This window comes from Mucilaginibacter sp., assembly GCF_028288105.1.
GTDB lineage: Bacteria > Bacteroidota > Bacteroidia > Sphingobacteriales > Sphingobacteriaceae > Mucilaginibacter.
In genome coordinates this window covers 1-16,026 of sequence record NZ_JAQBOI010000188.1, presented here as the reverse complement: position 1 = coordinate 16,026, position 16,026 = coordinate 1, and the positions used below count along the sequence as shown (strand labels likewise).

At 42.6% G+C, this 16,026-nt stretch carries 17 protein-coding genes; 10 read left to right on the top strand and 7 right to left on the bottom strand.

What is annotated here, in order from left to right:
• Positions 1 to 85: 85 nt before the first annotated feature.
• A complete protein-coding gene (locus tag JWQ85_RS13085; RefSeq protein ID WP_299468636.1) occupies positions 86 to 706 on the bottom strand; it encodes an NADH-quinone oxidoreductase subunit A in 621 nt (206 codons plus the stop codon).
• Here JWQ85_RS13085 and JWQ85_RS13080 point away from each other — a divergent pair.
• Positions 705 to 1,919, top strand: a complete 1,215-nt coding sequence (locus JWQ85_RS13080) for an NAD(P)/FAD-dependent oxidoreductase (RefSeq protein ID WP_299468634.1) — start codon at positions 705 to 707, stop codon at positions 1,917 to 1,919. The genes JWQ85_RS13085 and JWQ85_RS13080 overlap by 2 nt on opposite strands.
• A gap of 126 nt (positions 1,920 to 2,045) precedes the next feature.
• On the opposite strand, the gene JWQ85_RS13075 is transcribed toward JWQ85_RS13080, so the two are convergent.
• On the bottom strand, positions 2,046 to 2,519 hold the full coding sequence (locus JWQ85_RS13075; RefSeq protein WP_299468632.1) for a c-type cytochrome: 474 nt from the start codon (positions 2,517 to 2,519) through the stop codon (positions 2,046 to 2,048).
• Between the two features lie 77 nt (positions 2,520 to 2,596).
• Positions 2,597 to 3,442 (bottom strand): SDR family oxidoreductase, encoded by an 846-nt coding sequence (locus JWQ85_RS13070; protein ID WP_299468630.1) that lies wholly within the window; start codon positions 3,440 to 3,442, stop codon positions 2,597 to 2,599.
• Between the two features lie 220 nt (positions 3,443 to 3,662).
• Here JWQ85_RS13070 and JWQ85_RS13065 point away from each other — a divergent pair, with 220 nt between their 5' ends.
• Both JWQ85_RS13065 and JWQ85_RS13060 read left to right on the top strand, forming a co-directional pair.
• Entirely contained in the window at positions 3,663 to 4,025 is a 363-nt protein-coding gene (locus JWQ85_RS13065) for a BlaI/MecI/CopY family transcriptional regulator (protein WP_299468628.1), read from the top strand.
• Positions 4,026 to 4,029: 4 nt separating this feature from the next.
• Positions 4,030 to 5,952 (top strand): M56 family metallopeptidase, encoded by a 1,923-nt coding sequence (locus JWQ85_RS13060; RefSeq protein WP_299468626.1) that lies wholly within the window; start codon positions 4,030 to 4,032, stop codon positions 5,950 to 5,952.
• Positions 5,953 to 6,027: 75 nt separating this feature from the next.
• Here the strand turns inward: JWQ85_RS13060 and JWQ85_RS13055 are convergent, their stop codons facing one another.
• Entirely contained in the window at positions 6,028 to 7,113 is a 1,086-nt protein-coding gene (locus JWQ85_RS13055; protein ID WP_299468624.1) for a DNA topoisomerase IB, read from the bottom strand.
• Between the two features lie 405 nt (positions 7,114 to 7,518).
• Positions 7,519 to 8,532 (bottom strand): low specificity L-threonine aldolase, encoded by a 1,014-nt coding sequence (locus JWQ85_RS13050; protein ID WP_367186211.1) that lies wholly within the window; start codon positions 8,530 to 8,532, stop codon positions 7,519 to 7,521.
• A 41-nt stretch (positions 8,533 to 8,573) separates the two neighbouring features.
• On the opposite strand from JWQ85_RS13050, the gene JWQ85_RS13045 reads away from it, so the two are divergent.
• The 4 genes from JWQ85_RS13045 (at position 8,574) to JWQ85_RS13030 (ending at position 11,824) form a co-directional block, all read left to right on the top strand.
• Entirely contained in the window at positions 8,574 to 9,239 is a 666-nt protein-coding gene (locus tag JWQ85_RS13045) for a hypothetical protein (RefSeq protein ID WP_299468622.1), read from the top strand.
• Positions 9,240 to 9,890, top strand: a complete 651-nt coding sequence (locus JWQ85_RS13040; RefSeq protein ID WP_299468620.1) for a hypothetical protein — start codon at positions 9,240 to 9,242, stop codon at positions 9,888 to 9,890.
• Positions 9,880 to 10,593, top strand: a complete 714-nt coding sequence (locus JWQ85_RS13035; RefSeq protein ID WP_299468618.1) for a hypothetical protein — start codon at positions 9,880 to 9,882, stop codon at positions 10,591 to 10,593. Before JWQ85_RS13040 ends, JWQ85_RS13035 begins: the two co-directional genes overlap by 11 nt.
• Positions 10,594 to 10,738: 145 nt before the next feature.
• Positions 10,739 to 11,824 (top strand): AI-2E family transporter, encoded by a 1,086-nt coding sequence (locus JWQ85_RS13030; protein WP_299468616.1) that lies wholly within the window; start codon positions 10,739 to 10,741, stop codon positions 11,822 to 11,824.
• Between the two features lie 190 nt (positions 11,825 to 12,014).
• Here JWQ85_RS13030 and JWQ85_RS13025 read toward each other — a convergent pair whose 3' ends face one another.
• Entirely contained in the window at positions 12,015 to 13,472 is a 1,458-nt protein-coding gene (locus JWQ85_RS13025) for an NADP-dependent isocitrate dehydrogenase (RefSeq protein WP_299468614.1), read from the bottom strand.
• A gap of 189 nt (positions 13,473 to 13,661) precedes the next feature.
• On the opposite strand from JWQ85_RS13025, the gene JWQ85_RS13020 reads away from it, so the two are divergent.
• The 3 genes from JWQ85_RS13020 (at position 13,662) to tatA (ending at position 15,643) form a co-directional block, all read left to right on the top strand.
• Entirely contained in the window at positions 13,662 to 14,801 is a 1,140-nt protein-coding gene (locus tag JWQ85_RS13020; RefSeq protein ID WP_299468612.1) for a 5-(carboxyamino)imidazole ribonucleotide synthase, read from the top strand.
• Positions 14,802 to 14,920: 119 nt separating this feature from the next.
• A complete protein-coding gene (purE, locus tag JWQ85_RS13015; protein ID WP_299468610.1) occupies positions 14,921 to 15,415 on the top strand; it encodes a 5-(carboxyamino)imidazole ribonucleotide mutase in 495 nt (164 codons plus the stop codon).
• A 75-nt stretch (positions 15,416 to 15,490) separates the two neighbouring features.
• A complete protein-coding gene (gene tatA, locus JWQ85_RS13010) occupies positions 15,491 to 15,643 on the top strand; it encodes a twin-arginine translocase TatA/TatE family subunit (RefSeq protein ID WP_299468608.1) in 153 nt (50 codons plus the stop codon).
• Between the two features lie 69 nt (positions 15,644 to 15,712).
• Here tatA and JWQ85_RS13005 read toward each other — a convergent pair.
• A partial coding sequence (locus JWQ85_RS13005) for a YqgE/AlgH family protein (RefSeq protein ID WP_299468606.1) occupies positions 15,713 to 16,026 on the bottom strand: 314 nt, incomplete at its 5' end.

Below are 16,026 nucleotides of genomic sequence, written 5' to 3'. Positions count from 1 at the left end.
TAATGGCCATAGTGATGATAACCTTGCCCAGTTAAGCAGGTCGTCCATTTTGGTGACAACTACACCACCGCTTTCATTAGTCAGATCAGGCGTCATTGCTTGGCTTTTTAAAACTTGGTTTAAACATGGGTTTACGCACTTCGGTAGTAGCAGGCGCTGTTGCAGCAGCAGGTACAGGTTCAGTTTTAACAGTTGCTGCCATTTCTAAACTAAATTCCCTTACCTTAAAGTTTCCTTGTTGGGCATTCAGATTATCGTATAATGTCTGCGGTATACGGGCGTCTGTTTGTGGTAAAGTAACGTTTGGTTTTATCCAGTCAAGGTCACCTTTGCGCCAAACGTAGGCCAGGCCCAGTATCAATATCCCTAAAAATATAAACATTTCAGTTAACGAGATCCATCCCCAGCGGGCATCAAGCGCTAATATTTCGCGGTTACCAAATACCGTAGCCCACGGAAAAACGAATACCATCTCTACATCAAACAGCAAGAAAACCAGTGCTATAACATAAAAACGCGAGTTAAAAGGCAACCATGCGTTACCGGTTGGCTCCTCGCCACATTCGTAGGTAGTTAGCTTTTCGTAATTAGGGTTACGGGGCGCTAAAAGTCGGTTCACAAAAAATAATGCACCAATCATTACAACGCCTGTAATTAAAAAGATAAGTATCTTTCCAAATTCTGATATTTGCGCAACATCATCCATGACAGCAAATTTAACAAAACAATCAAACTTTGATGCTATAATTATTGGCGGCGGTGCCTGCGGACTTATGTGCGCTGTGCAAGCCGGCTTTTTAGGCAAACGGACTTTAGTACTGGAAAAGAACGACCGCGTTGGCACCAAGATATTGATTAGCGGCGGCGGCAGGTGTAATTATACCAACCTGTATACTACCCACAAGCAATTCATATCGCAGAACGAGCATTTTAGTCGCTCGGCTTTAGCGCAGTGGACCGTAGACGATACCGTGAACTTTTTTGAGACTTATGGCATTGAGGGCAAAGAAAAGACCTTGGGTCAGCTTTTCCCTACAAGCGATAAGGCAAAGGATGTGGTAAATGTATTTACCAGCCTATGCAATGATCTTGACCAGGAAATTTGGTGCGATGCCGAAGTTACGGCCATTGAACAAACAGAGGACGGCTTTAATATTACTATCACAAGGAACGGTAAACAGCAGATTTTAACCGCGCCCAAAGTAGTTATTGCCAGCGGCGGGCTACCTATTCAAAAAATGGGCGCTACCGATTTTGGCCTGCGTATTGCCCGCAAATTTGAGATGCAGGTTACGGAAACATCCCCTGCCCTGGTACCGCTTACCATTACCGGTAAAGATTTGCCGTGGTACGAGCAATTATCTGGCAACAGTATTTTTTGCAGGGTTTGGAATGACAGGGCAAGTTTTGAAGAGAACATTCTGTTTACCCACTGGGGACTGAGCGGCCCTGCCATATTGCAGATCTCATCATACTGGAAACCCGGCGAAAACATTTTTATAGACCTGCTGCCCGGTAAAGATATTATTGAATTGATACTGCACGAACGCGAGCAAAATGGCAAGAAAATGCTGCTGGCTTTTCTTTCAAACCTTTTCACCCGCAAATTTGCCGAGGCTTTGGTTGATTATATCCCTGCGGATAAGAACCTTGCATCGTTAACAAAAACCGAGGTGGAAGACATTAGTATCCTGTTGCACGAGTTCAAGGTAAAACCTGCAGGTACCAAAGGTTACGATAAAGCTGAGGTAATGACAGGCGGCGTAGACACCAACGAACTGTCATCCAAAACCCTCGAGGCTAAAAAAGTACCGGGTATGTTCTTCGGTGGCGAATGTGTGGATGTTACCGGCTGGCTGGGCGGCTACAACTTTCAATGGGCGTGGGCCAGTGGTTTTGTTATAGCTCAGAATTTGTAGGTATTTTGCGGGTTTTACCACAGAGCACACAGAGGATCGATTCATCCATAAACACAGAGGACACAGAGTTTTTTTCTCTGTGCCCTCTGTGAAAATCTTCGTGGCCTCTGTGGTTAAACCTTAACCTTATTCCTGTTTCTTTTCAGGAGCCGGTGCTGGCTGCACTGCACGTGGCGGGCGCGGCAGCTCTGATGCCCTTACAACCTCGGGGTGCGATACGCCACGGTGGCAGCTGTAGCAATTAATATTGCTTTCCATTATCCTGTTCGTGCTATCTTTTTTAGCGTGAAAATATTTTTTGTTGATAGCCTGTGTCATTTTATACATTTCGCGGGCCATTGCTTTTTCCGGTTTGGCATCATTCGCGAAATCCATCTTCTTGGTTTCTTCGTTACGCACATGGCAAAAGCTGCAGCGTGCACCTAACGCATGCTCCCACTCTTCCATTACCTTATGCATTTCTTCCTTTGAAATATCTTTTGGTAAAACCTTAAGGTTCTTAAATTTTTCGTCATCAGTGGGGGCGGCTGGTGCCATAGCCATAAATACTACTACAGATAGCAGCGCCATTGTGGCCAGTAATTTTTTATTGATAGTCATATTGGGGTTGTGCGTTTAAACTTCTAAACTAATATAATTTACTGTATAATGACAGTAGCCACAAAAATTTTACGGCGCTAATTTAAAAACGGTATAACCAGTTCCATACTTAACTCCCATAACCTGTTACGACCTACCTCATCAGCCGCTGTTGCAGATGGGCTTACCGTCTTTAGTTTCTTAAAATATCTGCCGCTCTTAGCATCAACACGGGCAGCGGATGCCAGGTAAATACTGGTTTGGGCGCCACGCTCGGCCGATATCATAAATGGCCGTGCCAGCCACATTAATGTTTTATTAAAACCTGTAAGGCCGGCAGCAAAGCCCGTGTTAACCATACCGGGATGTAATGCAAAAGCACTAATCCCTTTAGGGCCGTACTTTAATGCCAGCGAACGGGTAAAATATATATTAAAAAGTTTTGCAGTACCATAAGCCTTCCATGCCGAATATGGGCGTTTAGCCCATTGCAGATCATTAAAGTTTGGTTTGGCCATACGGTGCGCTTCCGAACTTACATTTATAACGCGCGCCTGCCCTTTCTGCAATAAAGGCAAAAGGCTTTCTACCAGTAAAAAATGCCCAAGGTGGTTCACTGCAAAGGTCATTTCAAAACCATCCTTGCTTTCCAGGCGTTCGGCAAAAATACCACCGGCATTGTTTATTAATACATTAACAGCCAGTAAGCCATTTTTTAGTATGCCGGCAGCATTACGCACGCTTTTCATATTGGCAAGGTCGCAGTACACTACATAAATATTTTTATTTTTTGTGGCTGTTATTATCTCCTGCTTAAGGCGTTCGCCCCTTTCGGTATCGCGCACTAACAGATAAACTGCATGGCCTTTTTTTGCAAGTGCCATAGCTGTTTCCTTACCTATGCCAGATGTTGCGCCGGTTATAACAGTAGTTGTGAAGGGCATAATTAATATAATTTGATATTTAAACTGTATCGGGTTCAAAACTAATACAAATTGCACGTTAGCAATCCACATTATCATAAATAACTGATTTATAAAACGATGTGCTATGTTGTATGGTATTGAACAGTCTGAGATCCGCAGGAAATATTTTGTTAAATTTTGTTAAACAATTTGCATCATTACGAAATAGTCGTATATTTACGAAACAATCGTAGATAGAATGGAAAAATTATCACAACAAGAAGAAGAAGCGATGCAAGCCGTATGGCAGGCAGGCACTGGTTTTATTAAAGATTTTCTTGATCAAATGACCGAGCCTAAACCACCTTACACCACCCTGGCATCAACCATAAAAAACCTGGAACGCAAGGGCTTTGTAACCGGCGAAAAGCTGGGTAACTCGTACCGCTACACCCCCGCCATTGTAGAGGAAGAATATAAAAAAAGGTTTATGAGCGGTTTTGTAAGCGATTACTTTAAAAACTCTTATAAAGACCTGGTTACCTTTTTCGCTAACGAGAAAAAGATTAGCGCTACCGAGCTAAAAGAGATTCTTAACCTGATAGAAAAACCTAAACCTTAATACCATGCCGGCCTTATTTGTCTTTCTGTTTAAAGTAAATATTGCACTGCTGCTGTTTTGCGCAGGCTATTACCTGGTGTTACGCCACCTTACCTTTTATACGCTGAACAGGGCATATTTATTGGTTGCCATACTGTTTGCTACCCTTTACCCAAAAATTGATCTAAGCAGTTTCGCTCAGCGTCATGAGGCGCTTACCAAACCGGTACAAACCGTGGTTTTAAATTGGCAGGCGCCCGCCGAAACACTTATAAAACCCCTCACCCAGCCTGATTACTGGCAATGGGCAACAGTGATATTTTGGGCCGGTGCAATTTTTTTAGCTTTTAGGCTAATGATGCAGCTGTTTTCGCTATTCCAATTATACCGCAGATCGCAGCCGGCGCAGATCCATGACCATGATGTGAGGATCATTGAGGGCGAAGCCGCGCCTTTCTCTTTCTGGCGCAGTATATACGTTAATCCGGCTAACCATAGCCCTGCCGACCTAAAGGCAATTTTGTTGCACGAGCAGGTTCACGTTAACGGCTGGCATACTATTGACATTTTGCTGGCCGAGCTAAGCAGTATATTTTACTGGTTTAACCCCGGTATATGGCTGATGAAAAGAGCCGTGCGCGAAAACATTGAATTTATAACTGATAGGAAGATCCTGAATAAAGGCTTCGATAGTAAAACCTATCAATATAGCCTGGTAAACGTAAGCTTTAATGCTACCACACCCGGCATTGTAAACCATTTTAATATATCAACCATAAAAAAACGCATAATTATGATGAACGCTAAAAGATCTTCGAAGTTTACATTAACGCGTTATGCGTTTGTAGTGCCTGCTGTTATTGTACTGTTATTAGTATTTACACTATCAAGGGCAGAAATAGCCAAACCTATCAGCCATAAAATAGCCATTGCTATTAAACCGGTTACATTAGCTATTAAGGAAGCTACCAATACAGCAATGTCTATTACAGATACTGTACCTCTTAAAAAAGAGAAAACAGCTGCACTTAAAACAACAAAAGATACTGCTAAAACCAAACAAACATTAGCGTTTACTTACAACACGGTAATTGATATCGATACCGGTAAAAAGCAAAGGTTCTATATCAGGTCTGATAATAATAACAGTAACAAGATAGACTCCATGAACATTGTGTTGAATGGAAAAAAGATTGATAACAAAGCATTCTCTAAGGTAAACCCATCAACTATATCAACCATTAATATTGTAGGCGCATATGATGTAAACCGCATACTTGGTGGGAATGGTGAATACGACTTTAACAACAATAAAGACATTATATTCATCACCACAAAAGATTCTGAAGCGGGCAAAGCACTGGCCGAAAAATTGGGCAGCAGGCGTCAGTTAACCAATATAAGGATACAAAAAGACCTAAAAGGCCTTAAAGGTTCTGATTTAGCGGTGGTTAACGATCTATCAGGCTTAAAAGGCACGGTTAACAATTTAACTGTCATTGCTCGCGGTACTGCATCAACCATCCCGGCAGATGAAATTAGAGAGGTGGTGCTTGATACGGCCTTTGTTAATATAAACGGTAATAAAAGCCAGGATGTTAAATACAGGGTTCGTGGTAATGTGGGTACCGGTAATGTCATTGCCTATCATTCGTCGCCCCTTAAACTTAGCACAGTAAATGGTATAAGAGTAAAGGACGACGTAGTAATTAAAGAATTACGCACTAACGGTAATTATGTATACAGCACCAACATTACAAGCGTTAACCGGATATCTGATAAACTAATAGTAATAGATGGCAAAGTAGCCAGCGAAAAGGAAATGAAAAAGCTATCCGCTTTTGATATCGACAGAATGAGTGTGAGCAATAGTGCCGAAACCGTAAAAAAATATGGCGACAAGGCCAAATATGGTGTGGTTTACATTTATACCAAAAAAGGAAAATAATAATCAGATCAGTTAATAGTTAACCTATGAAGATTGGCCGGGGCGAGCCTGGCCAACCTTTTTTATGGATGATATTTAACTCGCCTCCGCCAGTTTTTCATTCTCCAATATCTCCAACAATACTTTTTCGGCCATATTTAGTTCAGCAGATTTGATGTCTTTATCTTCGTCAAGCTTACTGATGTATTTAAAAATAGTGCCCTCTTCGTAGCTTTTTAGTACTGTAGGGTGCACATAATACTTTTTGCAAACGGTGCGGGTGTTGCCTAAATTTATGGCCACTTCATCAAGCACGCTCACTATTTTCTTTTTGCACTCAGTTATTGTATCAAAATCCCCGGCTTCTTTAAATGCGTACAGGGCGCTAACGCTGCCCGCCCAGGTACGAAAATCTTTTGCCGTAAAATCTTCGCCGGTAATTTCTTTCAGATAATTATTTATATCGCCCGAACCAATTGTGCAACGTTCGTTATCGTCATTATAATATTGGAACAATTCCTTACCCGGTATATCGCGGCACTGTTTTACCAGCCTGGCCAGTTTTTTACTTTGCAGGGCCACTTTGTGCATTACCCCTTTTTTGCCTTTAAACTGAAAATTCAACTGGCTGCCTTCAATCTTCACATGCTTATCCATTAGCGTGGTGAGGCCAAACGAGCCGTAAAGTTTTTTGTACGATTCATTACCTACACGTATACTGGTTAGCTCCATAAGGCGTACCACAAGGGCGACAACCTTTTCATGGTCGAGTTTGCGGCGGGCAAGGTCCAGGTCTACCTGTTTGCGTATAGCGGGTAAATGCGAGGCGAAAGTTTGCAGCCTGTGATATTTAGACTGGTTACGTATTTTGTTCCAATAGCTGTGGTAACGATATTGCTTGCGCCCTGCGGCATCAGTACCAGTAAATTGCAGGTGCCCATTCTCATGCGGGGAGATCCAGACGTTGGTATATGCGGGTGGTATAACCAATTTATTAAACCGCTGTATTAATTCCTTATCCTTCACCACGTTGCCATCGGCATTTAAATAACTCCACCCTTTACCAGCTTTCTTACGGGTATAGCCGGGCGTTGAATCTGATACATAGCGCAGCCCAACAGCTTTCGCTGTTATTTTTGGGTCGCGACCAATTTTTTCAAGTTTTTTTATCAGGCGATTCATGTGTAGGATACAACATGGAATTAGGCCATAAGTTTTAAGTACTAATTAAATTAATTACGCACTATAATATTCAAGTAATACATTTTTGTCATCCTGACATAGTGAAGGATCTGTTCGCGAAGATACATGTCGGCGGATAGATTCTTCGTTCCTACCTATGACAATTTTAGTAAATAGCGTGAGAAGTGTTCACGTTCACGGCCGTGAACACCATCGCGCACGCATAAATAACTGATAATGATTGGTTTAAAAATAAGCTACTGACAAAGTAACGTCACCATTAAATCCAAACGTGGCACAGGCAAACATGCACTATAATAGTCGGTCATGCTCCCTCCCGCAAAGATCTGTCATTGCACCTTCAAAGGCCACGGGATTTGATAACTCAGGATGACAATTTATGGTTTACAATCCTTTCAACACATCCACCACATACTCCACTTGCTCGGCGTGTATATCTAAATGGGTTACAAAACGGATGCGGTGGGTATCGGTACTGTTAGCCTTAATTCCTTTTTTCGCAAGCTTAGCCAGTATGGCATCTGCGGGCTGGGCGGTATCAAATAAAACAATATTAGTTTCAACTGGCACAACGTTGGTTACCCACGGCATTTTTGCCAGTTCTTCGCCTAATATCCTTGAATGTGCATGATCAATCTTCAGTCGTTCTACATGATGGTCGAGCGCGTAAATACCTGCTGCTGCCAGGAAACCTGCTTGCCGCATGCCGCCGCCTAATACTTTACGAATCCTGCGGGCATATTTAATGGTAGCCTTATCAGCCAGTAAAACCGAACCTACAGGCGCGCCTAACCCCTTTGATAAGCATACCGATATACCATTAAAATACTTACCGTAATCTGCTGCGCTATCGCCGGTATGGGCAAGCGCGTTAAATATGCGGGCACCATCCAAATGTAGCTTCAGGCCACGCTGTTTACACAGTTCTGCAATGGGTTTAATATGTTCGAGGGTATAGCAGCTACCGCCGCCTTTATTTACCGTATTTTCCAGCACTACCAAACTGGTATGCGGGTAGTGGATATTCTCTTCGTTAATTTCAGGTTCGATCATTTCGGCGGTAAGTATGCCGCGGTAGCCGTTCAATAACCTGGTTGATACACCCGAGTTAAAGGCAATGCCCCCACCCTCGTAACGGTAAACGTGCGCGGTTTGGTCGGCAATCAGTTCATCAAGCGGCTGGGTAAAACATTTTATGGCTATCTGGTTGGTCATGGTACCCGATGGGCAGTATATTGCGGCTTCCATACCAAACACATCAGCGGCTTTTTGCTCCAGCGCATTAACGGTTTCGTCTTCGCCAAAAACATCATCGCCTACTTTTGCGCTCCACATGGCTTCAAGCATTCCGGGTGTGGGTTTTGTTACGGTATCGCTGCGCAGATCAACAGTTATCATGTCAAAAAATATTTTATATTTGGTTTCAAATCTAAACCATTATGCGCAAAATTTTACTCCTGCTTTGTATTTTAAGTATTACAATTACTGCAAAGGCTGGACTTTTCTGGAAACAATGGATCAAAGGGGCTTACTATAACCTAAAGGGCCAAAAAATATCGGGTCTTGTTTCTTGGTATCCACCAAAAGGAAGCAACAAAAAAACCGTCTACATTTATTTTAAGCAGGATAAAGATGCACCTGAAACTAAGATCAGCACAGACGACATCAGTGCATTTATTACAGATAAGGATGACGACGGGATGATAGATAGTTTTACCATATCAAAGAACCCGCTATTTGAGCATAAACCGGTTGTCCAGGTTATATCTTCTAAAAATGATCTGAAACTTTATGAAAGTGATGTATCCGCACTAAAAGCACAAGCAACAGGTATAGGTGCTACAGGTTTTCAATCAACTATGGTTATTGAAGCAACCTATTATTATGGACCAAATATTGACAATTTAACCGTGCTCGATAAAAATAACTTTATGGAAATTATGCCCAAAATAATGGTTAATAAACCGGAGGCAGTGGCAAGAATAAAAAATAAAAAACTGCGTTTTAAGGACATTGATAACTTATTTTATTTTTACAAATACGATATAATGCCACCTGCACACGCACCTTTCAGAGACCCATTTGAAGGACTTAAAGATGAATAAATGAAAAAAGCAGTATTATTATTCCTTTATCTGATAATTGGGTCGACCATTTACGCTCAAGGCCCTCAACATAAATGGTATGCAGGTACGCTTTACCATACCAGCGGCGAGATATTTGACGGATTGATATCATGGACACCTCCGCGCAAAGGCGAGTATGAGGATGGCGACCAGGTGCTGTATCGTGCGGATGAAAAATCTGAAGTGTTCCCTATCCCTTATTATAAGATCAATTCTTTTGTTATGGGCAACGATAGCATTGTGGTATCGCACAATGTGCTTTTCAAAAACAGCCCTTTTATGACGGTAGTGCTTGATAACCCAACCAAGCTTTACACCAATAAAGTTATGAAGAACGGCTTCCCGCTGATGATAAATACCGGCGGTTTTACAGGCAACGTTGGTATGGGCGTGGGTGTAGGCACATCAGTTGGCGGGGGTGTTAAAACCACCTATTACTATGGCATAAGCCCGGATAAAGTAACCAAACTGGAAAAGAAACAATTTATTGAAGTAATGAGCACCATACTGGCCGACAAACCCGACGTAGTGGCTAAAATTAAAGATAAAACTTTTCGTTATGGTGATATGGACGACCTGATCAACTATTACAAAACAGGCCAAATGCCAAAAAAATCTTATGATTACTAATTATAAAAAACATATCCTTTCCGCAGCGCTGGTTGTGTTCTGCATGGCCGTAACAAGTACTACTGCAATGGCGCAAAAATGGCTTCCGGGCTATTTTATTGATATTAAAGGCGTTAAAACCAACGGTTATATTTACCCAAACCCGGGCGGCAACGGCCCTATTCGCAATGAAGGGTTTATTGAATTTAGGGACGAAGAAAAAAGCACACCTTACGGACTAAGCACAAGCGACCTGCAATGTTTTGTGGCAGGTAAGGATAGCTTTGTGGTAGCACACGCCCCCGGCAACGAAACCTGGGCCAAAAAAGAATTTGATTTTGTACGGGTGGCGGTTGCCGGCCCTGTAAATATTTACGCTACACGCGGCGCCGGCAAAGGCGGCGGTGGTGGTAAAAAGGTGCATGTATCGCCCGGCATCGGCATTGGTACAGGCTCCTATGGTACATCATATGGTGGCGGCGTGGGTATTTCAATTGGTGGCGACGGCGGCGGTGGTGGCGGCAGCCGTAAAATGAGCTATTATTATGGCAGCAACACAGCTACTATGCAGCACCTCACCAGCGAGAACTTTAACGATGTGATGAGCGAAGTTATGGCCGATGAACCCGAAGTAGTTGAGCAGATACGCGCAAACCATTTCGGCATTGGCAATATAGAAAAGCTGATAGCCTATTTTTACAAGGTACAGGCATCGCATCAGTAAAATCAGATTTAACAAATTTTCGCCAAGCCAGGCGTCCACGCCTTGCATAGTAATAAATTCAGCGTCTATGCTGATATAAGGAATATTCTTTAAAACTTTTATGGGTAATATGTGTCCTTAAGTAGATATACTTTAATGCATAAAAATGCCCGATAAAAAGCCAGCTACTGAAAATTCACCAAAAAAAGAACTAACCTATATTGAAAAGGTATGGCATACTGTGGCCATTGTGGCTTTGCTGGTAGTTGCCATACTAATTGCACGTGTGGCGTTTAACGTGCTGTTAATGGTACTGGCGGGCTCGCTTATCGCGGTTTACTTTCATGGCCTGGGCGATATAATTGAGCGCCGCACAAAATGGAACCGCACCCTTTGTATGTGCATTTCAGTTATAGGTTCGTTCCTGATACTTGGAACCTTACTGTGGTTTATGGGCACAACTATACAAGGGCAAGTAGCTATTTTGAGCGAAAGCCTGCCCCAAACCATCAGCAACCTTAAAGCGAAACTGGCAGAAGGCCCAATAGGCACAAAAATACTTCAATATTTCTCGGGCGATAATACCGATAAGCTGTTTGCAACCGCGCAAAGCTTTTTCAGTACCAGCTTTGGGGTACTGGGCAACATCTATATTATTTTATTCCTGGGGATATTTTTCACCACCCACCCTTCGCTGTATAAAGATGGTATAATTAAGCTATTCCCAAAAAACAATAAGCCTATGGCCAAAAAGGTTATAGACCGTACCAGCCAGGCATTAAAGGGCTGGCTTAAGGGCATGATGTTATCCATGGTATTAATAACCATAATGCTTACCATCGGTTTAAGTATTATAGGTATACCAGTAGCATTGGTGCTTGCATTAATGACGGGCTTATTAAAGGTAGTACCAAACTTCGGCTCGCTGGCTGCAATGATACCGGGCGTACTCATCGCCTTAACTAAGGACCTTAATACGGCCATTATTACCGCGTTGCTTTACATGATATCGCAAACCATTGTAAGTAATGTTGTAACACCACTCATTCAAAAAAAGATGATCGATATCCCCCCTGCTTTAACCATCATAAGCCAGGTTATTATGGGGACTTTATCCGGCGTATTAGGCATTATTCTGGCGGTACCGCTGTTATCTATCTTTATTATTTTGGCTGATGAGCTGTATGTTAAAAAAATAAATCCCGAAGAAACTGAACCAATAGCGAAGACACGCACGCTGGATAGTGATTGAAGCCATTGATGCCATGATGAGCTTGTCGAACCATCAAATGCCTTTGCACGCCCTTCGACAGGCTCAGGATGACCCACCTCTTTTTCCATGCCGTTATATCCAAAGCACCCATGTACATAGTAACGATATAAAATTCAAAAAGGCCCGTCGCATGACAGGCCTTTTTGAATTTTGAATTATTTATAAAGTCTTATTGTCCTTGTGCCAGGGTGTAGCCAATTTTACCGTCAAACTTCATCAGGAACTCTACAGAGCACACTTTAAAATCTTCGGATAGATCGGCTGCAATATGTAAGATCTCTTTTTGGGTGATATTGGTGCCGTCTTTCTTTTCAAAACGGATCCGGTATTCGTTCACCAGCTCGGTAAATATCGAACCTGTTGGCCAAACCTGTGTACCACGGTTTGATATCATCACCAATTGGAAATTATCGGTTTGTTTGCGTTGTGCCAATGCGGCAAGCTCGTTTGGTTGTTTGCTGGATTCTACAAACACATCCACCCCTACCATTTCTTCTTTAGTGGTGGTACTGGTAACCGTTAATTTATTTTTTAACGGATGATCGTGGTTAGCTTTTACTTCCATATCCGGCTGTGCAACAACAGCACCCTTTTCTGGCAACTGGCCCAGGTTAGCAATAACCGCATCGGCAAAGCCATCTGTATTAGCAGCCTGGATTGAACGATCACCAAAATCACCGGTGTGTACACCTTGCTCAAGCGTGTAAAGCAAAGCGTTCTCGATATTGGCCGCGGCAGTAGTAAAACCAAGGTAACGCAGCATTAATATACCCGACAGTAACAAGGCTGTAGGGTTAGCAATACCTTTACCTGCAATATCCGGCGCGGTACCGTGTACAGCCTCAAATATGGAAATGTTATCTCCAATATTTGCAGATGGGGCAAAGCCTAAGCCGCCTACCAAACCTGCGCACAGGTCAGATACAATATCGCCCTGTAAGTTGGTTAATACGATAGCCTGGAACTGTTCCGGGCGCGATACCAGCTTCATACAAAGGTCATCAACAATAATATCTGACGATTCGATATCAGGGTATTCCTTAGCTATCTCCAGGAAGGTTTCCAGGAAAAGGCCATCGGTTAATTTCATGATGTTAGCTTTATGTCCGCAGGCCAGTTTGGTATAACCTTTACGGCGGGCCATTTCAAAAGCATAACGTATAACCTGTGCCGAACCAGGGCGGGTAATGATACGGCGGCCAACAGCAACATCGTTTGTTAGCAAGTGCTCTATGCCTCCGTAAGTATCTTCAATATTTTCACGAACAATAGTAAGGTTAATAGGGATCCCCGCTTTTGAAAAAACAGTATCCACACCGTTCAATGAACGGAAATCGCGTTGGTTAGCATAGGTATTCCAAACCTTGCGGGCAGTAACATTAATACTTTTTACGCCTTTACCTTTTGGGGTTTCCATTGGGCCTTTAAAAAGTAAGCCTAAACGCTCAATGGTTTCTTTGGCTGCGGCTGTCATCCCGGTAGAATGCCCGGCATCGAAATAAGATTTACCCATTTCTACATACTCGTAATCGAGCTGTACGTTGGCGGCTTCAAATATGCGGAGTACGGCGGCCATAATTTCCGGGCCTATACCGTCACCTTTTGCTACTGCTATTTTGGTTTTCATGAAAAAATATGTGGTGTAAAAACAGCGCAAAGGTAGGGTTTTTGAGGCTAATTCTAAAGGTTTTATGGGTTATTGCACTCAATTTGTGACAATTAAACCAGCATTATTGCAAGATAATTTTAAGCGCCTGTTACAAATAATAAATGTTCATACTGTTTTAAAAGATTTAGGTAAATTTGCAGCCTATACATGAAAGCATTTTACGGCGATTTACGATTAGGAATATTAGGCGGCGGCCAGCTTGGGCGCATGCTTATACAGCAGGCAATAAATTATAACGTTACCGTTAAGGTACTCGACCCAGACCGCGAGGCACCCTGCCGCCGGCTTTGCAGCGAGTTTGTTGTAGGCTCGCTTAGCGATTATGAAACCGTTTACAACTTTGGTAAAAAGGTTGACCTGCTTACCATCGAGATAGAGAAAGTAAACGTTGACGCACTGGAACAGCTGGAAAAAGAAGGGGTTGCCGTTTATCCGCAATCACGTATTATCCGTTTGATACAGGATAAAGGATTGCAAAAACAATTCTTTAAAGAAAATGGCATACCAACAGCCGAGTTCCAGGTAATATCATCGCCAGAGCAGTTAAAGGCAAGCCATATCCCTTTCCCATATATTCAAAAACTTCGCCGCGATGGGTATGATGGCAAAGGCGTTTACAAAGTGGTTGACGAAAGTTATCTTACCAATGCCTTTACCGAACCCAGCCTTATTGAGCGTTTAGTCGATTTTGAAAAAGAAATAGGTGTTATTGTTGCCCGTAACGAGAATGGTGAAGTAAAAACCTTCCCATTGGTAGAGATGGAGTTTAACCCCGAAGCCAATTTGGTAGAATTTTTAATATCCCCTTCTACCCTGCCTTTTGATATACACCTGGAGGCCGAAAATATTGCCAAAAGAATAGCAGAAACCCTAAATATAGTAGGCATACTTGCTGTTGAAATGTTCCTGACCAAAGACGGTAAAATATTAGTGAACGAACTTGCCCCGCGCCCGCATAACAGCGGCCATCAAAGTATCGAGGGTAATGTGGTATCGCAATTTGAGCAGCACTTAAGAGCGATATTTAACCAGCCACTGGGTAATACCGCCTGCCTGAGCAATGCCATTATGGTAAACATTTTAGGCGAAGCCGGATATGAAGGCCCGGCCGTTTATCAGGGTATCGAAAAAATATTAAAATGCGCCGGTGTTTACGTGCACCTGTATGGTAAGGCCTTAACTAAACCTTTCCGCAAAATGGGCCACGTTACCATTGTAGATGATGACAGAGAAAAAGCGATAGAGAAAGCAAGATACGTGCAGCAAACGCTAAAGGTAATCGCTTAGATAAATAAACATAAACCACGCGTCATTGCGAGGTACGAAGCAATCCCCTATAGAAAAGTCGGTGACTTTCGTGAAAGAGATTGCTTCGTACCTCGCAATGACGTTTCAAAATTATAACCATGAGCCAACCAAAGATCGCCATTATAATGGGCAGCAAGTCGGATTTACACATTATGCAGGATGCTGCTGATGTTTTAAAAGAGCTGGGTGTTGATTATGAAATAACCGTTGTATCGGCGCACCGCACACCCGACAGGATGTTTAGCTATGCCCGCGCCGCTGCAGATCGTGGCATAAAAGTAATTATTGCCGGTGCCGGTGGTGCAGCGCATTTACCGGGCATGGTGGCTTCCTTAACCCACTTGCCGGTTATTGGCGTCCCGGTAAAATCAAGTAACTCTATTGATGGCTGGGATTCTATCCTGAGTATACTGCAGATGCCCAATGGCATCCCTGTAGCTACTGTTGCCCTTAACGCGGCTAAAAACGCAGGGATACTGGCTGCACAGATCTTATCAACCGCCGATGAATATCTGGTATCTAACCTTATCGCTTTTAAAGAAAAATTAAAGCAAACGGTTGAAGCTTCGGCTGCGGAGATGGAAGGGAAATAAAATATTATTATGAAACCTTTTGCGTTCGTACACCGTATCTATTCATATCAATCAAAATATTAAATATTAAAAATCATGGGAGCACCAGAAATAATTCTGATCATTATAGCTATACTATTATTATTTGGAGGTAAAAAAATACCACAATTAATGCGTGGACTTGGCGAAGGCATGAAATCTTTTAAAGATGCCAAAGGTGAAGCTGAGACAACAGCGGCAAAAGAATAATTAATACTTTTAAAAGAAAAGCCTGCAGCTATATCAGTTACAGGCTTTTTATTCAGTAATTTTCTTTCATTAATTCAAAGTAGGGTTCTCCGGGAAGTTAACAATGTGGGCATAGCGCTGGCCAAGGCTGATGACGATCTCTTTCCAAAGGTTATGCTCATTGTTGCTGAATATGCTGTCGGCTTCAAACTTGTTGGCCACTATCCAGGCATCTTCGCGTAACTCGTCATCAAGCTGCCCCGGTGTCCAGCCGGAGTAACCGGTGAAAAACTTTATTTCTTTTTCTGTTATCTGGTAATTGGTTATCAGATCTTTTATCTGTTCAAAATCTCCTCCCCAGTAAATACCATCCCAAATTTCAATGCCGCCCTCAATTTTGTCGG